Source organism: Bacillus sp. C-3-6, from assembly GCF_054509685.1.
In genome coordinates, this window is sequence record NZ_CM137247.1 from 4,392,031 (window position 1) to 4,416,885 (window position 24,855).

General features: G+C 36.8%; 26 protein-coding genes and 1 other annotated feature. Of the genes, 7 read left to right on the forward strand and 19 right to left on the reverse strand.

All coding sequences use genetic code 11. From position 1 onward, the window contains the following. Positions 1-5: 5 nt before the first annotated feature. Entirely contained in the window at positions 6-839 is an 834-nt protein-coding gene (locus ACW0JX_RS22560; RefSeq protein ID WP_001256853.1) for an EcsC family protein, read from the reverse strand. A 137-nt stretch (positions 840-976) separates the two neighbouring features. Between ACW0JX_RS22560 and ACW0JX_RS22565 the strand changes: the two genes are divergently transcribed. Both ACW0JX_RS22565 and ACW0JX_RS22570 read left to right on the forward strand, forming a co-directional pair. Next, the gene (locus ACW0JX_RS22565) at positions 977-1,612 is read left to right on the forward strand and encodes a DUF1796 family putative cysteine peptidase (RefSeq protein ID WP_001054296.1); all 636 of its coding nucleotides are present in this window, start codon (positions 977-979) and stop codon (positions 1,610-1,612) included. Positions 1,613-1,682: 70 nt separating this feature from the next. After that, a complete protein-coding gene (locus ACW0JX_RS22570; protein WP_078400669.1) occupies positions 1,683-2,117 on the forward strand; it encodes an NUDIX hydrolase in 435 nt (144 codons plus the stop codon). 23 nt (positions 2,118-2,140) lie between these two features. Here the strand turns inward: ACW0JX_RS22570 and ackA are convergent, their stop codons facing one another. The 5 genes from ackA to ACW0JX_RS22595 all read right to left on the reverse strand — a co-directional run bounded on the left by ackA (position 2,141) and on the right by ACW0JX_RS22595 (position 6,501). Continuing rightward, positions 2,141-3,334: an acetate kinase gene (gene ackA / locus ACW0JX_RS22575; protein ID WP_459245074.1), complete on the reverse strand. Its 1,194-nt coding sequence runs from the start codon at positions 3,332-3,334 to the stop codon at positions 2,141-2,143. A 299-nt stretch (positions 3,335-3,633) separates the two neighbouring features. After that, positions 3,634-4,620 carry a class I SAM-dependent methyltransferase gene (locus ACW0JX_RS22580; RefSeq protein ID WP_016512246.1) on the reverse strand — a complete coding sequence of 329 codons (987 nt, stop codon included), beginning with the start codon at positions 4,618-4,620 and terminating at the stop codon, positions 3,634-3,636. A gap of 199 nt (positions 4,621-4,819) precedes the next feature. Then, positions 4,820-5,320 carry a thiol peroxidase gene (tpx, locus tag ACW0JX_RS22585; protein WP_000024527.1) on the reverse strand — a complete coding sequence of 167 codons (501 nt, stop codon included), beginning with the start codon at positions 5,318-5,320 and terminating at the stop codon, positions 4,820-4,822. Between the two features lie 134 nt (positions 5,321-5,454). Further along, positions 5,455-5,850, reverse strand: coding sequence for a GerW family sporulation protein (gene ytfJ / locus ACW0JX_RS22590; protein WP_000350007.1), 396 nt, complete (start codon positions 5,848-5,850; stop codon positions 5,455-5,457). A gap of 12 nt (positions 5,851-5,862) precedes the next feature. Next, complete coding sequence (locus ACW0JX_RS22595) at positions 5,863-6,501, reverse strand: DUF2953 domain-containing protein (RefSeq protein WP_002094156.1); 639 nt, start codon at positions 6,499-6,501, stop codon at positions 5,863-5,865. A gap of 205 nt (positions 6,502-6,706) precedes the next feature. On the opposite strand from ACW0JX_RS22595, the gene ACW0JX_RS22600 reads away from it, so the two are divergent. After that, a complete protein-coding gene (locus tag ACW0JX_RS22600) occupies positions 6,707-7,510 on the forward strand; it encodes an NAD kinase (RefSeq protein ID WP_200458489.1) in 804 nt (267 codons plus the stop codon). A gap of 193 nt (positions 7,511-7,703) precedes the next feature. On the opposite strand, the gene ACW0JX_RS22605 is transcribed toward ACW0JX_RS22600, so the two are convergent. The 8 genes from ACW0JX_RS22605 to ACW0JX_RS22640 all read right to left on the reverse strand — a co-directional run bounded on the left by ACW0JX_RS22605 (position 7,704) and on the right by ACW0JX_RS22640 (position 17,270). Continuing rightward, entirely contained in the window at positions 7,704-9,272 is a 1,569-nt protein-coding gene (locus ACW0JX_RS22605; protein ID WP_459245075.1) for an amidohydrolase, read from the reverse strand. A 71-nt stretch (positions 9,273-9,343) separates the two neighbouring features. Continuing rightward, a complete protein-coding gene (locus ACW0JX_RS22610; protein ID WP_459245076.1) occupies positions 9,344-9,775 on the reverse strand; it encodes a VOC family protein in 432 nt (143 codons plus the stop codon). Positions 9,776-9,877: 102 nt separating this feature from the next. After that, positions 9,878-11,464 carry an acyl-CoA synthetase MbcS gene (gene mbcS, locus ACW0JX_RS22615; protein WP_098678530.1) on the reverse strand — a complete coding sequence of 529 codons (1,587 nt, stop codon included), beginning with the start codon at positions 11,462-11,464 and terminating at the stop codon, positions 9,878-9,880. Positions 11,465-11,639: 175 nt separating this feature from the next. Further along, positions 11,640-11,837: an alpha/beta-type small acid-soluble spore protein gene (locus ACW0JX_RS22620; RefSeq protein ID WP_000124490.1), complete on the reverse strand. Its 198-nt coding sequence runs from the start codon at positions 11,835-11,837 to the stop codon at positions 11,640-11,642. Positions 11,838-11,917: 80 nt separating this feature from the next. Continuing rightward, positions 11,918-13,132, reverse strand: coding sequence for a tRNA uracil 4-sulfurtransferase ThiI (gene thiI, locus ACW0JX_RS22625; RefSeq protein ID WP_459245077.1), 1,215 nt, complete (start codon positions 13,130-13,132; stop codon positions 11,918-11,920). 6 nt (positions 13,133-13,138) lie between these two features. After that, on the reverse strand, positions 13,139-14,281 hold the full coding sequence (locus ACW0JX_RS22630) for a cysteine desulfurase family protein (RefSeq protein ID WP_000638976.1): 1,143 nt from the start codon (positions 14,279-14,281) through the stop codon (positions 13,139-13,141). A 227-nt stretch (positions 14,282-14,508) separates the two neighbouring features. After that, on the reverse strand, positions 14,509-16,221 hold the full coding sequence (gene ezrA, locus ACW0JX_RS22635; protein WP_098678532.1) for a septation ring formation regulator EzrA: 1,713 nt from the start codon (positions 16,219-16,221) through the stop codon (positions 14,509-14,511). A gap of 209 nt (positions 16,222-16,430) precedes the next feature. Continuing rightward, positions 16,431-17,270: a LysR family transcriptional regulator gene (locus tag ACW0JX_RS22640; protein ID WP_459245078.1), complete on the reverse strand. Its 840-nt coding sequence runs from the start codon at positions 17,268-17,270 to the stop codon at positions 16,431-16,433. A gap of 124 nt (positions 17,271-17,394) precedes the next feature. On the opposite strand from ACW0JX_RS22640, the gene ACW0JX_RS22645 reads away from it, so the two are divergent. Continuing rightward, positions 17,395-18,339 carry a DMT family transporter gene (locus ACW0JX_RS22645; protein ID WP_098851855.1) on the forward strand — a complete coding sequence of 315 codons (945 nt, stop codon included), beginning with the start codon at positions 17,395-17,397 and terminating at the stop codon, positions 18,337-18,339. Between the two features lie 11 nt (positions 18,340-18,350). Here the strand turns inward: ACW0JX_RS22645 and refZ are convergent, their stop codons facing one another. Further along, positions 18,351-18,989, reverse strand: a complete 639-nt coding sequence (refZ, locus tag ACW0JX_RS22650; RefSeq protein WP_000814914.1) for a forespore capture DNA-binding protein RefZ — start codon at positions 18,987-18,989, stop codon at positions 18,351-18,353. Between the two features lie 147 nt (positions 18,990-19,136). On the opposite strand from refZ, the gene ACW0JX_RS22655 reads away from it, so the two are divergent. Continuing rightward, positions 19,137-19,616: a GAF domain-containing protein gene (locus ACW0JX_RS22655; RefSeq protein WP_000494338.1), complete on the forward strand. Its 480-nt coding sequence runs from the start codon at positions 19,137-19,139 to the stop codon at positions 19,614-19,616. 62 nt (positions 19,617-19,678) lie between these two features. Here ACW0JX_RS22655 and megL read toward each other — a convergent pair whose 3' ends face one another. Then, the gene (gene megL, locus ACW0JX_RS22660) at positions 19,679-20,854 is read right to left on the reverse strand and encodes a methionine gamma-lyase (RefSeq protein WP_000726576.1); all 1,176 of its coding nucleotides are present in this window, start codon (positions 20,852-20,854) and stop codon (positions 19,679-19,681) included. A gap of 400 nt (positions 20,855-21,254) precedes the next feature. On the opposite strand from megL, the gene rpsD reads away from it, so the two are divergent. Beyond that, entirely contained in the window at positions 21,255-21,857 is a 603-nt protein-coding gene (gene rpsD, locus ACW0JX_RS22665) for a 30S ribosomal protein S4 (protein WP_000135315.1), read from the forward strand. A gap of 54 nt (positions 21,858-21,911) precedes the next feature. On the opposite strand, the gene ACW0JX_RS22670 is transcribed toward rpsD, so the two are convergent. Continuing rightward, the gene (locus tag ACW0JX_RS22670; protein ID WP_000050944.1) at positions 21,912-22,040 is read right to left on the reverse strand and encodes a hypothetical protein; all 129 of its coding nucleotides are present in this window, start codon (positions 22,038-22,040) and stop codon (positions 21,912-21,914) included. Between the two features lie 105 nt (positions 22,041-22,145). Between ACW0JX_RS22670 and ACW0JX_RS22675 the strand changes: the two genes are divergently transcribed. Next, the gene (locus ACW0JX_RS22675; RefSeq protein ID WP_459245794.1) at positions 22,146-22,493 is read left to right on the forward strand and encodes a YjdJ family protein; all 348 of its coding nucleotides are present in this window, start codon (positions 22,146-22,148) and stop codon (positions 22,491-22,493) included. Between the two features lie 78 nt (positions 22,494-22,571). Here the strand turns inward: ACW0JX_RS22675 and tyrS are convergent, their stop codons facing one another. Beyond that, complete coding sequence (gene tyrS, locus ACW0JX_RS22680; protein WP_000512081.1) at positions 22,572-23,828, reverse strand: tyrosine--tRNA ligase; 1,257 nt, start codon at positions 23,826-23,828, stop codon at positions 22,572-22,574. A gap of 70 nt (positions 23,829-23,898) precedes the next feature. Continuing rightward, positions 23,899-24,126: a binding site (T-box leader), on the reverse strand. A gap of 69 nt (positions 24,127-24,195) precedes the next feature. Then, positions 24,196-24,765, reverse strand: coding sequence for a zinc ribbon domain-containing protein (locus ACW0JX_RS22685; protein ID WP_232733558.1), 570 nt, complete (start codon positions 24,763-24,765; stop codon positions 24,196-24,198). Positions 24,766-24,855 lie beyond the last annotated feature (90 nt).

The window sequence follows — 24,855 nt, forward strand, 5'->3', positions numbered from 1 at the left end:
TTTTTTTATGCTCTTTTTTCTTTCTCGACTATATGGCGCACTTGATAAAATCTATTTGCAAATTCAGTAACGTTTCTTGTTAAACGATAATTCACTGTAGATCCAATTGCCATTCCAATTACCGGTATACCTTGGAATAATTTACGACGAAGAGCATAAATCGAAAATGTCTTCAAAATTTGTTTTAACACAACCTCAGTAGAAGCTGTTTGTAGCACTGCTTCGTCTCCTTCGTAAAAGAACGAATCTTCTTGCTCCAGCTCTTGCAATAAATTGTACCATGCATATTGCTGAAGTCTTCCTGGTAGTAATGACGCATGAAACACCTTTAACGCAAGCATCATTTCATACGGCTTGTTCACATCATGTCCAAATGATGTTGCAATAAGTTGGACTGCCTTCACATTTAACGCGATCATAACCGGAAAATCCGCCGTTAATAATAATAAACCTCCAGCACCTGTCGCCCCGCCTTGCACAAATGAATATAGACGATGACGTGCTGTTTGCTGCTCTGCTATGTATGTTAACTGATCAATAGATAATGCTTTCAAATCTTCAAGCTGTTCAATCGATTCATCAAATAATCTCGATGTTCCTAAAATCCGATTACGTGCGTCTAACTGTGCTTGTGAACTTTGAATAAATGCATGCAAATGAAAGAGCCATCCATCTGCTTTCGTGAAGAATTCTTTTCGCTTTTTCTCAGGTAATTTCGCAACTGTAGTATGTAACCATTTATCAAACACTTTTTGAAAATCGGTCGCTTCTTGCTCAACTAATTGCGCTTCCCATTCTTTTATATTGTCTAAAATGGCTTGTTCTCGCTTCGATCGCATCGTAACAACCACCTCGTTCGATTTTTTTCTATTGTAACATATTTCTGCTTATTCTTTACAAATATGCTTGTATATCTCTTTTCACATACCCTTTATGAGTGACATAAAATAATAGCAAAAAGGATGAGATACTTCACATGAATCTATCCAATCTAAAACAAAACTATAACGCAGTATTTAGCTTAGGACAAAACTGTTGGCCTGCTTGGGCATTATATCAATTAGAATTATCACCATTTTTTGGTGTTATTGATTTTATGCTAAGTCCTTCATTAACGAAAGTAAATTTATTATTACAAAATCGATTTGACCGTTTTTTAAATTTCGAAAATCTATCCTTCATCTCATTTTGGGATGATGATGCCAAATTAAGATTAAGGGACAACCTTTATGAAATTGACTCCTGTCATGACTTTAAAACAGATGTAAACACACCAAATTATTGGCCTTCTTATACAGAAATTAAGTTAAACTATGAACATCGAATTAATCGTTTTCTAACTACAATTGAAACGGCAGAATCCATATTGTTTATTCGAACTGGAGGAACATATGAAGAAGCATGTTCCCTAGAACAAATTTTATCTCAAATCGTTACACATACATTCTCTGTCCTATTACTAATTCCTGCCGATATACCAACTATCACCCAAGAAGATTGGGGATTACAACGTACTTGCGTTATGAAATGTCCTATTATGGATGTATACCAATACAATGAAGCATTTTGGAAAGACTTATTTGATGGAATTACAGTTAGACCACACACTTAAATACACGATACTTTTATCACACCATACATTATAATCGTCCTTATACAAAACAAATAAGGAGTGATTCTATATGTATCCACGTGCAAAAGCTTTCGGTCTTGCTGTACATCAAGATCGCCTTCTCGTACAAGAATATCATACAGAAGGCGAAACATATTATCGTCCTCTTGGCGGTTCCATTGAACTTGGTGAAAAATCAGCACATACTGTTATTCGGGAGTTTACAGAAGAGCTTCATACGGAGATAGAAATCATCAATTATTTAGGTTGTTTAGAAAATGTCTTTCATCTAGATGGGGGCATTGGTCATGAAATCATTCAACTATATTCTTTGCGTTTATTAGACACATCACTATATGAAATGAAAATATTAAATATACAAGATGAGCAAACAGTAGCGTATGCGAAATGGATTCCTATTACGGCATTCATTCAGAAAGAAAAAATATTATATCCGGATGGAATTTTAAAATACATCCAAAAGAAAAAAGACGAAATCCTATAGGATCTCGTCTTTCTTTTCATATATTAACTAATATCTCCAAGACGTAGTACGTCACGAGCAATCATAACTTCTTCGTCAGTTGGAATTACGATAATTTTTACTGGAGAGTGTGGGAAGCTGATGAATGCTTCTTCACCGAATACGTTATTACGTTTTACATCGAAGTATACGCCCATGTACTCAAGGCCTTCTAATACGCGCTCACGAATAATCGCACTGTTCTCACCTACACCAGCTGTAAAGATGATTGCGTCTACACCTTTCATACGAGCTGTGTAAGAACCGATGTATTTGTGGATACGGCTTACGAATACATCAAGTGCTACTTTCGCACGGTGGTCGCCTTCTTCTTCTTTCGCAATGATGTCACGTAGGTCACTAGAGTAACCAGTAAGACCTAACATACCACTCTTCTTGTTTAATACGTTAACTACTTCTTCTACTGTTTGGCCTGTTTTTTCCATGATGTATGGAATTAACGCAGGGTCAAGGTTACCAGAACGTGTACCCATTGTTACACCAGCAAGTGGAGTGAAGCCCATAGAAGTATCGATAGATTTACCGCCTTCTACTGCTGCGATACTTGCACCGTTACCTAAGTGACAAGAAAGTAAGCTTAAGCTTTCAATTGGACGACCTAATAATTCAGCCGCACGCTCAGTTACATATTTATGAGAAGTTCCGTGGAAACCGTATTTACGGATGCCGAATTTTTCATAGTACTCATATGGTAAGCTGTATAGGAATGCAGATTCCGGCATTGTTTGGTGGAATGCTGTATCGAATACTGCTACTGCTGGTACGTTTGGTAATACTTCTTGGAATGCTTTAATACCAACAACGTTTGCTGGGTTATGAAGTGGTGCTAAATCGCTTAATTCTTCGATATCAGCTAATACTTCATCAGTAATTAAAACAGAGTCAGCAAATTTTTCGCCGCCGTGAACAACACGGTGACCGATACCGCCAATCTCATCTAGAGATTTAACGATTCCGTTTTCAGTTAATTTTTTAAGAAGCATATTAACTGCTACTGCGTGATCTGGAATGTTTGTAATTTCTTTTTGTTTTTCGCCATCTACAGTAATAGTGAAGATACTATCTTCTAAACCGATACGTTCTACTAAACCTTTTGTTAATACTGTTTCACTTGGCATTTCAAATAATTGGAATTTTAAGGAAGAGCTTCCTGCGTTAATCGCGATGATTTTTGACATCTAGTCTTTCGCCCCTTTTTCTCTTGGTAGTTGTGTGGATGTTTCCACAAACCGCTCGATTTTATCTAATTAAATTTACTAAATATGAAAACGTTTCATCATTAGCAAATTTTATACTCACGATTTTAATTTAAACATCGTCCGACATATATTTCAAGTGAAAAAATTGTAACACCAAGAAAAAATATATATTACAGATTTCAAAAAAATTCAGTTAAATCTAGTATATATTTAAAAATATGACATATTATATAAAACTGTACTACATGAATCACTAACTCTGTTACATATACCCAGCTTTATTTATGTGTTGCAAACCAAGTATTTAATTGATCCATAATGTTCTCCATCGCCTTCATGTTAGAGAATTTAGGCAACTCCACTAATAACGCCTGTTTTGGCATTGTTACATTAGAGCCTTTCTTTTGGAGAACAAATATACTTTTTGCATTTTTCTCGTTTTTAAACATGGAAACAGGTAGCTGTAATAACCCTTGAATAAAGCATGTTTCTTTAATAAATGCATGTAATTTCGGTGCCTGTTCACTTTCAAAAATAAAGTTTGGTACTAAGAAGAATAAGTACCCGCCCTCTTTCGTATGTTTCACACTTTGTTCAATAAATAAGTGATGAGCATACGACATTCCTTCATCTGCTTTTAATTTATATTCACTGGCACCGATTTCGTTTGGATAGTAACCAATCGGTAAGTCTGAAACGACTGCATCAACTGGATCGATATAAAGTGGTGCTAGTCCATCTTGATGGAAGAATTCGATTGCATGCTTTTGTAAATTTGCATTTACTAAAGCAAGTTTAATTAGCACTTCATCCACTTCTACACCAAATCCACTCATTGTTAGTCCTTCTTTGGCGCTATTAAACACTGTAGTCATTAAATTTCCTGTTCCGATTGCAGGATCTAAAACTGTAATTTCGTTTTGACCTTGCATAAATTTATGGAATAAGTAACTCATGAACATCCCAACTGCATCAGGCGTCATTTCATGATTCGCTTGTACGCCTTCTTTCATTCCTTTTAAGATGGCTAACTGAAATGCTTTACGAATTTCTTCACCTTTATATGTTTCTTCATTAAACGTACTATATTCACGATTCAGCCTTTCAATTGCTGATTCGGATAATTCCTCTTGTAAAATCGCTCCCTCAAACAAGTTATCACCTGTTTCTACAAGCGCCTCTAAATATGTCACATCTAATTCTTTACGTAAAACTACCGCAGAAGAATCAAAAATAGAAAATAATGTTTCCACTGTCTGACTCACGTACATTCCTCCTTCTCTCTTTTACACATAACTTATATCATACCACAAAGTGATTTTTTCCAAAAAGAAAAAGCGACCTCCTGTAAAGAGCTCCCTCTCAAGTTATATATGATATAACGTTTTTTCTCATATATCGGCACCGTTACGCAGCGATATATGAGAAAAAACGACCTCTTTATAAGAGGTCATTTCCTTCACATTACTTTGCAGATTTAGCTGCTTCTAATGCTGCTTCATAGTTTGGATGGCTTGTACCTTCGCCTACGTATTCTACGTAAACTACTTTGTCGTTGCTATCTACTACGAATACTGCACGAGCAAGTAAACGAAGTTCTTTCATTACTAAGCCGTAAGCTTCACCGAATGAAAGGTCACGGTGGTCAGAAAGTGTTACAACATTTTCTAAACCGTTTGCTGCACACCAGCGTTTTTGAGCGAATGGTAAATCAGCGCTAATTGTTAATACTTTTGCGTTTTCAATACCTGCTGCATCTTGGTTAAAACGACGTGTTTGTGCATCACACACACCTGTGTCGATTGAAGGTACAACACTAATTAATTTTACTTCGCCTTTGTATGTTTCTAAACTCACTGGAGATAAGTCGTTTGCTAATACTTGGAAGTTTGGCGCTTGATCGCCAACTTTAACTTCTGTTCCAACTAAAGTCATTGGATTACCTTTAAAAGTTACGTTTGCCACTTGAAAATCCTCCCTTATTTAAACAAAATATGTACAATGTAAATGATAGTTTGTCCCTATCGATAATGCAAATAAAATCGCTTTATTTACAAAAAAATAAAAGAAGCTAACCTATTGATTAGCTTCTTTATTCGTTAAATTTGAAATTCAGGATCATCTTCTTTTCGTTTATCCATCATTTCTTTCACTTTATCAACAGCTTGTGGCGCTAATTCAATTATTTTATCGATGACATGCGTTTGCTTATCTAAATGTAATACTTTCACACCATCTCCATTTATAACAAGAAAGGCAACAGGATTAATAGAAACTCCTCCTCCACTTCCTCCGCCAAATGGATGACGGCCTGAATGTTCTACCCTACCAAATTCACTTCCACCAGCAGCAAATCCGAAACTTACTTTCGAAACAGTAAGAATTACACTTCCATCTGCCGCTTTAATTGGGTCACCAACAATTGTATTTACATCAGTCATTTGTTTTAAATGCTGCATTGCGGTTGTCATTAAACCTTGAATTGGATGGTCCATTCTATATCCCCCCTATGCTTGAACAGATTTTTCTGTCATACCAGATTTTTGCTGCCTCATAAATATGAGCAATTTCACCGCTGTTTTTATAGTACGAAATATACGAAAAGATGCTGTTAACTCGCATCTCGATGCAAATCCTTTCCCTTGAAAAACAGGAGTAATTTCAAATTCTGGTACATCGACAATATGCATATATTGTCCGACAACTCCAGCAGCCATTCCTTTTGTCCCCCATGCATATCCAGTGACAATTCCAGTACTAGCTGCGTCGCCTGCTCCAATTTGCGTATGCCATTTCCAACCATTGATTTTCACTCGTTTGAGAAAATCTTTAACGATAGTATGAACTTTTTGAAGCCTTTTTATCAGTTCCCCAATACTGTCAAGTTGCGCCATAATTTTATTATCTAGTCCGCCGTCCTCTTCAGCTTTTTCGATTTTCTGTCCTGTTTTTTTCTGCTGTTTTTCAATTCTTTCCAATACATCAAATGTATATCGAATCATCCATATTTTCACTTGAAATAAACATTGCTTTTCCATTTCTGAATATAAAAATGTCACCTTAAGCGATATTTTCGACAATAGTATAAGCAAAATAAAAAGGAGAAGAATTATTATTCCAATTACGAGCCACTTCATACGTATCATCCTTTCACTCCGTACCCATTATCGACAACTTTATTCATCATTAAACAGAGTCCCATAAGATTGAATATAAAAATTTTTCTAAAAATAAAAAGGTATTTTGACAATTTGTATCGAAATATATTATTTGAACATATCATCAGGGAACGGACTCTAATGATATGTAGCACGAAAAACAGAAAATTTAACTGCAGTGGAGGGATACATAATGGCAGATCGTCGCAATTTATTTTTCTTTTATGGTGATGACAAAGCAACGCTCGTTGAAAAAATGAAACCAATCTATCGTATTTTAGAAGAGAATGGATTTACCATATTAGATCATCCAAAAAATGCAAACGCTATCGTCAGTGTTGGAGATGATGCAACCTTCTTACAAGCCGTTCGTAAAACTGGTTTTAGGGAAGATTGCTTATACGCAGGGATTTCTACGAAAGATGAAACTTCGTTCTACTGCGATTTTCACATTGATCACATTGATACAGCCCTTCAAGAAATTACAAAAAATGAAATTGAAGTGCGAAAATATCCAACAATTCAGGTAGATGTAGATCACAGTACATCTTTCCATTGTTTAAATGAGTTCTCATTACGTTCTAGCATTATTAAAACATTCGTTGTAGATGTTCACGTTGATGATTTATATTTCGAAACATTTAGAGGGGACGGTTTAGTAGTTTCTACCCCAACAGGAAGTACAGCTTACAATAAATCATTGCATGGTGCAGTTGTTGACCCACTTATTCCATGTTTCCAAGTAAGCGAACTAGCATCTTTAAACAACAACACTTACCGTACGCTCGGTTCACCGTTCATTTTAAATCACGAACGTACATTAACTTTAAAACTAAGACCAGACGGTAACGATTATCCTGTTATTGGCATGGATAACGAAGCGCTTAGCATTAAACAAGTGGAAAAAGCTGTTGTACGCTTAAGCGATAAACAAATTAAAACAGTTAAATTAAAAAATAATTCGTTCTGGGAAAAAGTACAGAGAACGTTTTTATAGGATTAAAATAACCGCAGAATTATGGAATTCCATAATTCTGCGGTTATTTATTTACCCCGATTGACGCGAACAATAATCTCTTACTATCCGGCCGTTATTCTTGTCAGTTTTTGTCGGTAAGTCGATATATTTTAATAATCGCTGATATATTTCGAGTTACGGTCGATATATTCCGAAAATCGCTGATATATTTTTACACATCTTTTCTATAGACAACTCGGCCATCTATTACAGTCATTTCTGCTTGTACTTCTTTTATTTCTTCTGCCTCAATTTCAAAAATATTGCGGTCTAATATTGTAAAGTCTGCTTCATATCCTTTTGTAATTTGCCCTCGTTTCGCTTCTTTTCCGATTGCATAGGCACTTCCTGTTGTAAATAAAGAAACAGCCTCATATACCGTTAATCTTTCCTCAGGCATATAGCATACACCGTCAATAAAACTTCTACGTGTAACAGCGCTATATATGCCTAGAAACGGATTTACTTGTTCAATAGGAGCATCTGAACCACCATTACAATGTAGTCCTGCTTCCAGTAATGTCTTCCAAGCATACGCATAACGAAGACGGTGTTCTCCCAGTTTTTCAATGACTGATGGAAAATCTGATGAAAGAAAGACTGGCTGTATATCGATAATGGCTTGCAAGTTTTTCATTCTTTCTATCAACTCTTCACGAGCAAGCTGACAATGAATAATACGGTCACGTAACCCTTCTGCTGGTGGATATAATTCGAGTGCATCAATAACATATTCAAGCGACAAGTCACCGATAGTATGAATCGCAACTGGCATATGTAAGTCTCGTGCTTTCTTCACTAATTCTGCAAGTTCTTCACGTGAGAAAATTGCAACCCCATTCGTTTCCTTCGCATCTTCATACGGTTCACTTAATAATGCTGTTCTTCCGCCAAAAGAACCGTCAGAAAAAATTTTCATTGCACCAAATTCAATATAATGTTCATTTTCATATTCTTTTCGTTCATGTGCTACTTCATGGTGAACGAGCAAATGTGCTTTAAATGGCATTTTTTTTATAACGTGAGAAAACGCATTATGCGTTTTTCTAAAACCACCGTAGTAATTTAAATCTTCCGTATGCCCGCCAACAAGTCCGTATTTCCAGCAATCTTTAATCGCTGTTTGCAAAGCTCTTTGTAAATACGCTTCAACAATTTCAGGCTGAACATGTTTAATTAATTCTTGTCCTTGTTCATATAAAAGTCCTGTTAACTTATTTGATGAATCCCTACCGATTTTCCCGCCTTTTGGATTTTGCGTCGCTTCTGTTATGTTCGCTTCTTGCAATATGTATGAATTCACCCATGTAACGTGACGACAAACTCGCTTTAATAAAATGGGGTGTTCTTTCGAAATTTCATCTAAATCACGCGCGTGAACATCTTTCGTATCTGTAAAGTTATTTTCATTCCATCCTTCTCCAATAATCCAAGAGCCCTTTGGAGCTTCTTTCACTCGCTTCTGAACAAGAGTAAGCACTTCACCATAAGATGTACAATTTGATAAATCTAGACGGAGTAATCTCTCTCCATGCCCAATAAGATGCATATGGCTATCAACGAGGCCTGGGATCATTGTTTTGCCTTTTAAATCGTGCAATGTAACCGCGGCATATTGGTTTTCTAACTCTTCTTTACTTCCAAAATCAACGATCGTACCGTTTTCAACGTAAACAGCGTCCACTTTTTCATTTTCTTCTCTCATTGTGTAAATGGTACCGCCATACCAAATTTCTCCCATATATCCCATCTCCTTTATTTTTTATTGTATAAAAAAAAGCACCATTTCAAAACATGGTGCTTTTCTAAAAATTACTTTTGTTCAGTAGTAGACGTTGTAACTTGCCATTCAATATTAAATTTATCTTTTACTTGTCCGTATGCTGGGCTCCAGAATGTTTCTTGAAGTGGCATGATAACTTCTCCACCTTCTTGTAACTTATCGAATACTTCTTTTGCTTTTTCTGCATTACTAATTTGAATTACGATTGTTACTTGAGATCCGATTGCATGCCCTTGACCTGGGAATGTATCAGAAATCATAAGATCCGTATTACCAATTTTTAAAGTAGCGTGTAAAACGCGCTCTTTCGCTTCAGCTGGAATCGGGTATTCTGGATTTTCAGGCATGTCACCAAAAGTTTGCATGACTTCTACTTTTGCATCTAAAGCCTCTTTATAAAACTGTACAGCTTCTTGCCCACTACCATCTAAAACTAAGTACGGATTAATACCTAAAATCATACGGACACCTCTTTTTTAAATTTATAAAATCGAACTTGTGTTCGTTTTTATATTATCATTGTTTTGCATTTCATTCAACTATTTACTTCACTGTTTTCAAAATTATTTTGACGGAATCTCCATCTCTTGTTTTCTAAGTTCAATACGGCGAATTTTTCCAGAAATCGTTTTTGGTAGTTCATCTACAAATTCAATTTTGCGAGGGTATTTATATGGTGCAGTAAGTTCTTTGACGTGTTGTTGGAGTGTTGGAATTAATGTTTCTTCGTTCTTTTCTATATTCTCTCTTAATACGATAAATGCCTTCACGACACTTCCGCGAATTTCATCAGGACTTGCGACAACCGCACATTCTCTTACGTAAGGATGTTTTACAAGCGCATCCTCTACTTCAAACGGCCCGATTGTATAACCAGAGCTAATAATGATATCATCACCACGCCCTTCAAACCAGAAGTAGCCGTCTTCATCTTTCTTCGCTTTATCACCTGTAATATAATAATCACCGCGGAATTGCATCGCTGTACGCTCATCGTCTTTATAATATTGTTTAAAGAGTGCCGGTGTTTCAATGTGAACTGCAATATCACCAACTTCGCCTACTTTAACTGGAATACCTTCCTCATTTACGATATCGACGTGGTTACCTGGCGTTGGTTTCCCCATTGATCCTGGTCTAATATCCATCCCTTTCATTACACCAACAAGTAGTGTATTTTCCGTTTGCCCATAGCCGTCTCTTACTGTAATATCAAAGTGCTTTTGGAATGTTCCAATGACTTCTCTATTTAACGGCTCACCTGCGGATACAGCGCTATGTAACGCCTCTAAATTGTACTCGCTTAAATCTTCTACCTTTGCCATTAATCTATACTCAGTCGGTGTACAACAAAGCACATTCACCTTATTATCGCCTAATAAATTTAAATACGTTTTCGGTTCAAACTTACCGTTGTATACAAATCCTGTTGCCCCTGAACCGAGAGTTGCTAAAAACGGGCTCCAAATCCACTTTTGCCACCCGGGACTAGCCGTTGCCCATACAACGTCATTCTCTTCAATTCCGAGCCAATTTGGGGCGCTTGTACGTAAATGAGCGTATGCCCACGCGTGCGTATGAACGACACCTTTCGGGTTTCCTGTCGTCCCTGACGTGTAAGATAAAAAGACCATATCTTCTTTATCTGTTTTCGCCATTTCTAACATGTCACTTTCTGTTTCTAATGCTGTTTTTAAATTGATCCATCCGTCTACTGACTGCTCGCTCAGGACGAATTTTTGAAGAGATTCCATTGCTTCTATATCATCAAACTGTCCAATGTACGGCTCATAGCTTACTATCGCTTTTACTTCGCCATGTCCAATTCGATATTCGATATCTTTTTTACGCAACATTTCCGAACTCGGAATTACAACAAATCCTGCTTTAATCGCAGCGATATACGTCATGTACGCTTCAATTAAACGCGGCATCATAATAAGGAGCTTGTCCCCTTTTTGTAAGCCACTTTTTATAAAAGCGTTTCCAATTTTATTTGCACCTTGCATTAATTCAAAATATGTAACTTCTCGTCTATTCCCTTTATCATCTTGCCAAATTAAAGCAAGCTTCTCTTTATCGTCTGTATATTTCTCTATTTCTGAAACTAAATTATAAGATGGTGGTGCCAACAATTCCTCTCTCTTCATAAACATCCTCCTTTTTCTTTATGCCTCCCTTATATAATAAAGAATTTTCAGTAAATTTTGAACCCTCTTCTTTTGACAATTTTTTTATGCTTTTGTCGAAATGAATTTATACTAATTTGAACAACAAAAAGAAAGAGCGGGAAAACCCGCTCTTTCTAAGCCATCGTATATGGGATTATTTTTGGAAACCGCCTAATTGTTGCTCAGCTAGTGAAACTAGACGTTTTGTAATTTCGCCACCAACAGAACCGTTAGCGCGAGATGTTGCATCCGCTCCAAGTTGAACACCAAACTCTTGAGCGATTTCGTATTTCATTTGGTCTAATGCTGATTCAGCACCAGGAACCGCTAATTTATTTGTGCTACGTGCCATGTTATATCACCTCCTTGTGAGTATAGAGTGTGATAAATAACATGACTTCATACACATTTTAGATATGGTAATTTATGGTTTTAGAAAAGTTCTTCGAATTTTTCTTCTTCCGCCACTACTTCAACTGTTTGTAATACCATTGTTTCTTTGTTCGCTACAGCTTGTTCGATTAACGATGTGAAATCGTATTTCGCTTCAAATCGATTTGCTTTTTCACGCTTCGGCTTCGTCGCCGGGCTAGCTGGTGTGAATACTGTACAGCAATCTTCGTATGGACGAATTGAAATATCATACGTGCCGATTTCTTCAGCAATTTTAATAATTTCTAATTTATCCATCGTAATAAGCGGACGAATAACTGGGTAGTTTGTTACTTCGTTAATCGTATGCATGCTATCTAATGTTTGGCTTGCCACTTGTCCAAGACTTTCACCAGTTGTGATTGCAAGTGCATTACGCTCCTCAGCAATCTGCTCTGTAATACGCATCATCATACGGCGCATAACCGTCATTGAATAGCTAGATGGGATTTCTTTATTAATCGTTTTTTGCACTTCTGTAAACGGAATAAGGTGAAGCGTTACACGTTTACAGTATTTCGTTAACTCTTGTGCTAAATCGATTACTTTTTGTTTTGCACGCTCACTTGTGAAAGGTGGGCTATGGAAGTGAACTGCTTCCACAGATACGCCGCGTTTCATCGTTAAGTACGCTGCTACTGGGCTATCAATACCACCAGAAAGAAGTACCATTACTTTTCCGCCAACGCCAACTGGTAAACCGCCAGCTCCCATATGCTCACCACACATAATATAGCTGTAACCACTGCGAATTTCTACACGTACATTCACATCTGGATTATGGACGTCTACTGTGATATCCTCTGTATTTTCTAAAATGTGCCCACCGATTTCTGGAAGTAACTCCATCGTCTTCATTGGGAAGCGCTTATCAGAACGGTGCACTGTAATTTTAAATGTTTTCACATCATCTTTTACTTGTAAGAAAGCTGCTAATGCACCTTTTTTAATATCTTCTAATTCTGATGGTACTTTCATCGCTAAGTTAAACTTATGAATACCAAATACGTCTTTCAATCTTTCAGAGATTGCTTCATGATCTTCACCATTTAACTGGATGTACATACGGTCATGCGTTGCATCAATTTTAATATTTGGGAACTTTTTCAGTTTGAACTTCACGTTATCTTTTAATGTGCTTACAAATTTAGAACGGTTTTTACCTTTTGTCGTCATTTCTCCGTAACGCACTAAAATATATTCATATGTCATCATATTTCTTTACCTCATCACTTCATATAATTTTGGCATCGTCTCTTTTACAATACCTTCAAATTGTTTTACTTCTTCCATCGTGTTGTCTGGTGCCAAACTAATACGAATAGCACTTGCAGCTGCTGCATGCGGCACTCCCATTGACACTAACACTCTGCTCACTTCATTTGCTTTTGAAGAACAAGCAGACTTCGTCGATACATATACACCGTGCTCTTCTAAAGCATGAACGACTACTTCTGGTTTTAAACCAACAAATGATACATTTAAAATGTGCGGCGCTGCATATGCAAGCGATGTATTAATCGTCACATCTTCCATCTCTTTAAAGAAGCTGACAAGCTCTGCTTGTAAACTTTGCAAATGAGCTACCTTTTCTTTCACTTGTTCCATTGTCATGCGAAGTGCTTTCACCATCGCTACAATGCCAGGTAAATTCTCTGTACCAGAGCGATACTTAAGCTCTTGTTGACCACCTGATAAAATCGGATCTAATCTTACGCCATCACGTATATAAAGAAGACCCGTTCCTTTTACACTGTGGAATTTATGTCCAGATATTGAGCAAAGATCAATATGAGAAGCATATAAATCAAGCGGTACTTTTCCTATCCCTTGTACATGATCTACATGGAATCTTATTTTCGGATGATTCGATAATAACGTTCCAATTTCAGCAACGGGCTGAATTGCTCCAGTTTCGTTGTTCACATGAATAATTGACACAAGAATCGTATCTTCACGAAGTGCTCGTTTTACATCCTCTACCGATACGACACCGTGCTCGTTAACCGGTAAATATGTTACATCAAATCCGAGTTCTTCTAATTGCTTATATGCCTCAAACACAGACGCGTGTTCAATATTTGTTGTAATGATATGTTTGCCGCGCGAACGATTCCTCATCGCTATCCCTTTAATCGCAAGGTTGTTCCCTTCCGTTCCACCTGATGTGAAAATAATTTCAGAAGGTTTAACGTGAAGAAGCTGCGCTGCAATCGTTCTTGATTGTGTTAATAGACGCTCTGCCTCTCCTCCAAGCGAATGAATAGAAGAAGGATTACCAAAATATTTCCCAGCAACCGTCACGTACGATTGAAGAGCTTCTGGATATGGCTTCGTCGTCGCACTATTATCAAAATAGATCATCGTTCTTCCCCTTTCAGCGCTATCACATCATATAATCATATCATAAATACGTGTCATTACGCTAAGACTACGCAAAGGTTCCGTTTTATCCCGATTAGTGAATAATAATTAGTGAGATACCCCCACTGATTACAGTTTCACTTTATTTTGAAACGAATAACCTTACTGTATTCCGCTATTCATTATAGCAACATCGCCTGCAAAATTACACAAAAAAACAAACCCTTTTATGAAAGGGTTTGTTCATTGTCTACATATTCAGCTATTTTTTGAACAACACCAGGTTCAAGTTGCTCTAGTACAGAAGCGGCTTGTTCTAAAGCTGCATCGTATTGATATTCACGGAATAATTTCTCCGCATAATTTAAGCTTTCTGCAAGGCTTTCATCATGACTGCGGTAACGGTTACCGTATTGAATTAATTTTTCAACTAAATACGCTTGTCCAATTAACTCTTCTGTCATTTCAGCTACACCGTTCACAGTTGTGTATGCTTCTTCTAAACTGCTATTTACAGCGTTCATATTTAACGGCTTCACTTCTAATTGTTCATATACAGCTTGCATTGCCATTTGCCCTCTTTTTAAATCTTCCACAATACTCTCTGGAAGACCTGGCAAATTCGACTTTTGCATAAAGCGTTTCGTTTCGAAAATAGTATTTCGCATTTCTTGTAACTTCTCACGCGCTTCAAATTCTTCTTTACGCATCGTTTGCAGCATTTCTTTATATTCTGCATGAAGTACTTTTAACGTTTCACATTGCTCATAAACCTCTTCTAGTTCCTCACGAATAATAGAGAAGGCAATATCTTGTTCAGCAACGCGTAATTGTAGCATTTCAAAACGTTTCGTTAAAATGTGCATTTGCTTTTCAATTACTTTTTGAGATTCAATATCCTTATCTTGCAATTGATAGCTTTGTTTCACAAGTTGTGTTTCTGTTTTCGTTTCAATCGTTTCGATACGTATTTCTTCTAAGTCTTCATAAACAGAAAGTGTTTTTTGCTCCACATAATGTCTCGCATGCACCTCTTGCTCAAGTTGATCATAGAAACCATCTAAACGAGTTTTTAAGTCTTCCACTTTTTCAGCCGCTTCTGTTATATGAAGCTCCTGTATATCCATTAAACATGTGTTTAGTTGTGTCGTCATATCACGAACTTCTTTAGGGATTTCCAAATACTCTAATACATAACCTTGTCTTACCATATCATTATGACCCTGTAATAAATCTTCCAGTTGAACTGGTAGCGTCGCTTGACACTCTACTAATAAATCTGGAATTTGGTGAATAATGATTTCTAAACTTGCTAAACCTTCTTCTAAACTAATAACAATTTCTCTCGCTTTTAAGTAGTCACCATTATCTGTTGCTTCTTCAAAGCTTTTAAATTTATTAGATTCAGCGTCTAGCATCTCTTCGATTTTCTGCTCTGCTGCTCCATACATATGTCTATGAGCAAGAACACTCTTTTTCATACTACGATATGTATCACGTAACCCTTCAATTTCCGAGCTATTTTTCTCATGGCTTTCTAACAATTGCTGTAATTCATTTAAAACACCTGTAATACGATTATCAGCGTCATCTAAACCACTTATGGATTCGTTCATCGCATGCTTTGCTTTTCGGAAGGAGAATTGCGAGGCGAATTTTCGCGCTTGCGCTAAATCTTTGTCAGCTTTCGGAAGGGTTGTTGATACAATTTCATCCCATTCTTCACGCCATTTACCAAACAGTTCTTCTGTTTGACCCGTCATGTTTAAATCTTTTACCCGTTTTAGTTCATCTGCCACAGGTTTATCTTTTATCTCTTGTTTCCACTGCTCCAGTGCTTCAATATCTTTATATGAACGATTTCTTATCACAAGCTCTATCATGAGCAGCACTAGAATAGAGCTTACTACAATGATAACGATCGTCAGGATAGAATCCATGCAAAAAAGCCTCCTAGTTATATCTCTTTTTTTGTCCGTTCCGTTTATGAAATGGAAGGCATTATGTATAAAAAGGGAATTCCCCTATATTTAACAACTAACAATGTACTAATCATACCATGTAATGGCTTGTTTTTGACCTAGTTTTTTTAAAATTTCATGTTTCTTTCAATGCGATTGTAATCTTTCTCAATATTCCGCCTACCTCACTACCTATCCTCAAATGATTGTAATAACAAACAATCTTTCGTATGAGATACGAAAGAAATTTTCCGCATGAGTGGTGGTTCAACAGAAATTCCATGTACATTTCCCTGCCTTACAGACTGCTCTACTGCCCTTTCTGGAAGTAAAGTGATGCCAAGGCCAGCTTTTACCATTGCAAGCATCGGTTCTGCGTAAGATGTTTCCACAGCTATAGTTGGTTTTACATCTATCTCATGAAACATGTTCATAATCATTTTCCTTACATCGCATATTTCTGGATATACAATTAATTTTTCATTTTGCAGCTCTTCTATTTGAATGACTTTCTTCTCTTTATACGGATGATTATTTGAAACGGCACAAACAATTTTCTCTTGTTGCACTTCTTTTATATACGTAGCACCTTCTACTACTGAATCGATGAACATCGCTTCAATCTCCCGCGCTTTAAATAAATCTCTTAATACTTCCGTATGTCCGATTTGCCACTCTACTTCGAACTCATCACCTAATACATCTTTACATTCTAATATATAATGTTCTGCTAAACTCGGTAGTATACCAATTGAAAACTTTCGGTTCTCTTGATACCCCCTCATTTCTGTTTTTGCTTCATTTATTTGTTCCAAAATCGGTAGCATTCTTTTTATAAATAACTCTCCTGCCTCCGTTAACTCCACTCCTTGCGCAGAACGCTTAAGTAAAGTAACCTCTAAATCCGCTTCTAACTTTTGAATTTGCTTACTAAGCGCTGGTTGAGATATATGTAAAATCTTACTTGCCTTTGATAAACTTCGCGTATGCTTCACTTCGATAAACGATCGTACTGCCTCCAAATCCATCGTACACACCTCTAACAAAAAGTTATAACCGTTATAAGAAATCGATATTTCCTCCTATAAACAATTACTCTTTATACTTATTTCATCAACTTACTATAACGAAATGTAAAGGGGAAAGATACTCTTGAACAAAAAACAAATGCTACTCGGATCCTTTCTATGCTTACTCGCCGTAACTGCCTGGGGATTTATGTTTCCTGTAATGACAAATGCCCTGCAATTTATCGATCCGTTCTTCTTCACAACGATTCGCTATGGATCAGCAGCTATTATTTTTCTTATTTTGCTATTAATTACTGAAGGGAAGACTTCACTCCACTTAGAAAAAAGAACACTTTCTCTGTTCTTTTACGGGACAGTCGGTTTCGCAGGATATGGTTTTCTCGTTTTCTACGGACAACAACTTGCCGGGCCTTCTGGAGCAATCCATGCAGCGATGATTCAGTCTCTCATGCCACTAATTGCCTTATCATTACAATGGATAACAAAAAACAAGCGCCCACAAAACTACACATTCCTTTGTATGTTCGTTGCATTACTCGGTGTTATGCTTGTCATTTCAAAAGGAAATATTCACTTATTATTTGGAGCTGCAAGCCACTTATCGACAAATATATTGATGCTATGCGGCGTTACTTGCTGGGTCATTTATACAAACGGGGGTGCTCGTTTTCAATCTTGGTCACCACTTCGATATACGACATTAACTTGTTTATTTGGCTCCATTTCACTCATCGTTATTGTTACTTTCTTAACGTATACAAATATAGTTACTATGCCGTCACTGCGTACAGTTGTGAGCGTTCGTTTTGAGCTCTTTTATATGTCGATTATCGCAGGAGTTATCGCTGTATTTTGCTGGAATATGGGAAATCGCTATATTTCATCTATTAACGGCATATTATTTATGAATTTAGTTCCTATCCTTGCCCTGATCGGTTCTATCTTTCGAGGTTATACAGTCGATAAAATTGAAATCGCTGGAGCTGCATTAACAATTATCGCTCTATTATGTAACAATTTATGGCAAAGAAAAGTAAACATAAAAATCCCCACCTCAGTTCGTTAGGTGGGGATTCTTCACATATGAACAGCTCTTGGCCATTCATGGTACATATTTGCTTTACATAATGCTTGTTCCATCCATTGCTCAATCTCTTTCGTATACATTTCTATGAAAAATGTCTCAGACGGGAAAGAATGCAGTACTTCTGATATATATTGTGGATATAAAAACGGCATATTTATCATACCTTTTAATTGCGTCATAAACATTGTAAATGATACTTTCTGAAATTCTTGTTTCATTTGTCCTTGTCTAATAATTTGCTCTATATAATATCTTTCTTTAGAAAAATAAACGGTCATTACTTCACGAATTAATGTCGTATCAAGCGAAAGCTCTCGGTAGAAGAAACGTGTTAGTTCTCTATTTTCAAATTGATATCGTAACATCCCACGCACCATTTGCACCATCACATCTTTAGCCGACAAATACTCTCTCTGTTCAAACGAAATTTCAATCACATGAATATACCCTTCTAAAAAATCAGTAATAAGCTGTTCTAATAAACCTTGCTTCCCAGCAAAATAATATGAAATATTCGCTACATTCACATCCGCTCGCTTTGCAATGTCTCGCACCGACGTTCCATCATAACCTTTCGTATTAAACAACGATATTGCCGCATCAATTACTTTTTGTTTCGTCTGCTTCATGCGCTCACTTCCTCTCAATGAACAGCTATAGTTTAAATTTCTTGACTTTTAAGACAAATTCCTTTAATTTTCTATCGACAAAGTCATGTGAAATACATCGTATTTTGCTAATGTTTTACACATCTCGATAAAAAAGGAGCTGTTTCCATGTTTACTAAAGAAAGTTATGCAGGATCTCGTGTGCAGCAATATGAGACAGTAATTAAACAACTGGATGCGTTATTAACTGGCGAATCAAACGTAGTCGCAAACTTATCAAATGCGTCCGCATTATTAAACCAATTTTTAGATCGCGTTAATTGGGTTGGCTTTTACGTAACAGAAGGAAATCAGCTTGTCCTTGGACCGTTCCAAGGAATGCCTGCTTGCGTACGCATTCCATTTGGACGAGGCGTTTGCGGCGTAGCAGCTGAAACGAAAACAACGCAGCTTGTAGCAGACGTTCACCAATTCCCAGGTCACATCGCTTGCGATAGTGCTTCTAATTCAGAAATCGTTGTACCGATTGTGAAAGAAGGAGCTGTCATTGGTGTACTTGACATTGATAGTCCTGAAAAGAATCGTTTTGATGAAGTAGATCAGTGCTATTTAGAAAAGTTTGTGGAAACACTCCTAAAACATATGTAAAAAGAAAAGAGCGAGTTATCGATTTAGTACGTCCTGTACAAAACCGATAGCTCACTCTTTTTTTATTGATTAACAGTAGATATTTTCTTTAATGCTTGCTCTAAATCAGAAACGATATCCTCCCAAGATTCTAAACCAACCGATAAGCGTATTAAATTATCGAAAATGCCCATTTCTTTTCTTAGTTCAGCTGGAATCGCAGCGTGCGTCATCGTTGCTGGATGCTGAATTAACGTTTCTGTATCTCCTAAACTCACCGCAATTGTAATAAAGTGGAGGTCATTAATAAATGCTTGCGTCTCTTCTTTTCCGCCTTTTACTGAAAAAGAAATAACACCGCCCCCGCGCTTCATTTGACGAGATGCTAATTCCCCTTCTGGATACCAAACACCTTCTACCGCATCATGTTTTCTTAAGAACGATACAATTTTTTCTGCATTATCACAATGACGATCCATTCTTACCGCTAACGTCTTTAACCCGCGTAATAATAACCACGCATCAAACGGCGCCATAATGCCGCCGATATCTTTTCGCATCGGGCGAATCTTTTCAGCTAACGCTTTCGTTTTACAAATTGTTACACCCGCTACAACGTCACCATGGCCACCAATATATTTTGTCGCACTATGCACAACAGCGTCACAGCCAAGCTCAAGCGGTCTTTGTAAATAAGGTGAACAAAACGTATTATCAACAATGACAAGTAAACCATTTTGCTTCGCAACCTGAATAACTTGTTTTAAATCGATTAATTTCATTGTCGGATTAATCGGTGTTTCAACGAAAATAAGCTTTGTATTTGGACGAATTTTATTTTCAATATCAACCTCTGTCTCCATCTCACAAAACGAATGCGTAATCATAAATTTTTCTTCTAACACTTCTAAAAAACCGTACGTACACCCATATAATCCATTTGAACAAATAATATGATCTCCAGCCTTTAAAAAACCGATTAAAGTTGCTGAAATAGCTGCCATACCAGATCCGAAGGCAAGTGCTTCTTCTCCTCCTTCTAACACCGCCATACGTTCTTCAAATAATTTCACAGTCGGATTTCCAAGCCTTGAGTAAATATAAGATGGATCCACTCCCGCAAAACTCGCCTCTCCTTGCTGCGCAGTCTCAAATGTAAACGTAGAGGTTTGAAATAAAGGTGGTGTTAAACTTCCTTTATGTTCCTCAGGTGTATAACCGTGATGAATTAACGCTGTCTCCATATGCTTCTTTTTCATAAAAACATCCCCTTTATGTTTTTATTACCGCATATTCACCAGTAAAAAACTGATGAACGTTTTTACTACATTTTATGTAAGCGTTTTATTTGTGTTTCTATCTCTTCTTTTATATTGTTTTAAATTCCTTCTTATATTAATTTCCAAAATTTATATGCATAAAACAAAAACGTACTCGCTTGACGAAACTCTGGGTAAAAGATATAATAGCGTTTGTGTAAAATAAAAAGGCAGCCTTGTAATGTGAGTTTATCGTTTGTATTTTGTTCCTCTACGGAGGTGTATCTCGTAACTCCCTGCTGCTGGAGCGAAGGTACATGAAAACAAAATGCCCGTAAATATCGATTACGTCTGTTTTTATTTTACGTAAATAAAAACATTTTTAAAGGAGGAGTCAACTATGGCTCGTTATACAGGTCCAGCTTGGAAACTGTCTCGTCGTCTTGGAATCTCTCTAAGCGGCACAGGAAAAGAATTAGAAAAACGCCCTTACGCACCAGGTCCTCACGGTCCTAACCAACGTAAGAAACTTTCAGAATACGGTTTACAATTACAAGAGAAACAAAAACTTCGTCACATGTACGGCATGACTGAGCGTCAATTCCGTCGCACATTTGACCAAGCAGGTAAAATGCCTGGTAAGCACGGCGAAAACTTCATGATCCTTCTTGAAGCTCGTCTTGACAACTTAGTTTACCGTATGGGCTTAGCTCGCACTCGTCGTGCAGCTCGCCAATTAGTAAACCACGGTCACATCATGGTTGATGGCGCTCGCGTAGATATCCCATCTTACCGTGTAAAACCTGGTCAAACTATCAGCGTTCGCGAAAAATCTAACAGCCTTGTTGTTGTTAAAGAAGCGATCGAAGTTAACAACTTCGTACCAGAATACTTAACTTTCGATGCTGACAAATTAGAAGCTACTTACACTCGTCACGCTGAGCGTGCTGAGTTACCAGCTGAAATCAACGAAGCATTAATCGTAGAGTTCTACTCTCGTTAATGACAAAAAGCCAATCCTGTGGATTGGCTTTTTTCGTTTATATATAAAATAAAATTATTTATTTTCCTCTTTTTGAACATATACATAAGCATCTTTCTGCTCTTTATGTACATCCACCTTCGAATTCTCTGCAAGCTGACCCGCATTTAGCAAAGAAAAAATAATGAGCGCTTCTAGTGACATTTTATTTTACCACTCCTTTCTATTTGTTATACGTTTATCATACCGCTTACATGTGATTTCCGTATGAACTCGAAAAGGAGATTACAACAAAATGGTTACAAGCATATGAATGCACGCTATAATAACCATAAAATAGGAGGTAGATTCTTTTTGACAATAAACCAAATGGTTCAACTCGGAAGTTCATTTATGTTGTTTATTACTTCAGCACTGATGAGTTGGTATCAGGGGAGTAATTTAATAGATAATCCTGATGAATGGAAATATAGCGCTAAGTTTACGAATTACTTCAAAGGCACCGTTTCAAATTACCAAGATATTTATCAAATTGATTTCTTTATATATGCAGCAAAATTTTATCCAACAGCATTTATCGTTATGCTAGTTAGTTTACTTTATATGCTCATATTAATTCTTTATATTCTATTTTCAAAAAAAGATCTGGCGATTTAAATCCATACATAAAAAACCCCGAATCATAAACTTTTCAGCCTATAATTCGGGGTATTATTTGTTTATATTCGTTTCTAATTAGTAACGAATTAAGAAATATTTCTTTTTACCGCGGCGAATGATTGTGAATTTACCTTCGATGCGGTCGTTTTCTGTTACAACGTAGTCTAACGCTTGTGTACGCTCACCGTTTACGTAGATTGCGCCGTTCGTTACATCTTCACGTGCTTGACGTTTTGATGGAGAGATTTTGCTTTCTACAAGTAAGTCGATTAATACTGTATCTTCTGCAGTACGTTCTACAGATGGTACGTCTTTGAATCCTTGCTCGATTTCGCTTGCAGTTAGTTCTGCTACAGAACCGCTAAATAATGCAGCTGAAATTTTAATCGCTTGCTCTAATGCTTCTTCGCCGTGAACAAGTTTTGTCATTTCAGAACCTAATGCTTTTTGTGCTGCACGTTTTTCTGGCGCTTCAGCTACTTGCTTTTCAAGCTCAAGAATTTCTTCATGAGATAAGAATGTGAAGTATTTTAAGTATTTAACAACATCGCGGTCATCTGTGTTAATCCAGAATTGGTAGAACTCGTAAGGAGTTGTTTTCTCTGGGTCTAACCAAATTGCTCCGCCTTCTGTTTTACCAAACTTCGTACCGTCAGATTTAGTAACAAGTGGAATTGTTAAACCGAATGCTTTCGCATCTTCTTCTGATTTACGGATTAATTCAAGACCCGCTGTAATGTTACCCCATTGGTCACTACCACCGATTTGTAGGCGACAATTATGGTGTTGGTATAAGTTTAAGAAGTCGTATGATTGTAAAATCATGTAACTGAACTCAGTGAATGAAATACCAGTTTCTAAACGAGATGCTACTGTATCTTTTGCTAACATATAGTTTAAACCGAAGTTTTTACCGATATCGCGTAAGAATGAAATTACATCTAAGTTACCAAGCCAGTCATAGTTGTTAGCCATTGTTGCTGGGTTGTCCACGTTTTCGAACTCTAAGAAGTTTGAAAGTTGGTTTTTAATGCTTTCTGTGTAGTAAGCAACTGTATCTTTCGTATTTAATGTACGCTCTGCTTTTTTACCACTTGGGTCACCGATCATACCAGTACCACCACCAACAAGTGCGATTGGTTGGTGACCAGCTAATTGGAAACGACGTAACATTAATACTGGTAACATATGACCGATGTGTAAGCTATCTGCTGTCGGATCGAAACCACAGTATAATTTAACGCTTTCTTTTTCTAATAATTGCTCAAGGCCCTCAGCATCTGTTTGCTGATTAATTAGACCGCGAAATTCAAGATCTTGTAAAATACCCATATCCTACATACTCTCCTTTAAGTTCATTACTGGCGTGAAGGTTGAAAACATAAAAAAATCGCCCCTTCAAATAAGGGACGATTTTGATTATCGCGTTACCACCCTAGTTGCAGGCCAAAAAGCCTACCACCTTATTTACATAACGGCTTAGCACCGTCTTTTCCCTTTTGAATACAATTCAATCGAAAAAAGATGCTCTAGGGGCGTAATTCGCGATCATCTATGTGCTGATTTTCACCGACCATCAGCTCTCTAAAACAGGGAAATGATCACTACTTCTCCCTTTCCACGCTCAATTATTCATATACTTTTCTTTATATCATTATTTACTAGCATGTGTCAAATTGAAGAAAATACTATATACAAACTACCTTGAAGATTTTTCCCCTCCATAAAACTCTTGCATCTCCTTTTCGGAAACCTTTGTCAGTTTTAATTTATGCGATTTCTTTCCCTCTTCACTCATGTACAACGTTGTATCATCCAATAATTCCAATTTCACTCTTCCATTCCAAGGGTATGACATATTACATATTACTTGATTATCCTTATAATCTACTACACTCCCTTTAACTCTTTCTGTTTTCCCTCTCTTTTCATAAAACACTATTTCAATATTTTTATCGTCTATTTCTTGAATCTGAAGGTAAGCCCCTTTACCGCCAGCATACCAATACCCTTTCATCTTATTAAAAGTAGAAGAATGAGTTAAAAAAATATAAATAGTGCTTGCAACGATTATTAAGGCTATTGCACTTACAACTACGAATCGTTTATGGGCTAGAAAACTAGTTTTTTTCTTATTCTCTACATTCCATTCATTGTTCGTTTCTAATATCTCCTCTGAACATTGTTGTTTCTCTAAATTCATACCACAATCCCCACAAAAATTATCATGCTGTCGCACCTGACTTCCACAATTGGAACACTGTCTCATAATTTATCTTCCCCTCAATAATACATTAATTATATATTTGTATATTAACATATTATTATTTAATTTGGAATTAATTTCATAATATGTCTA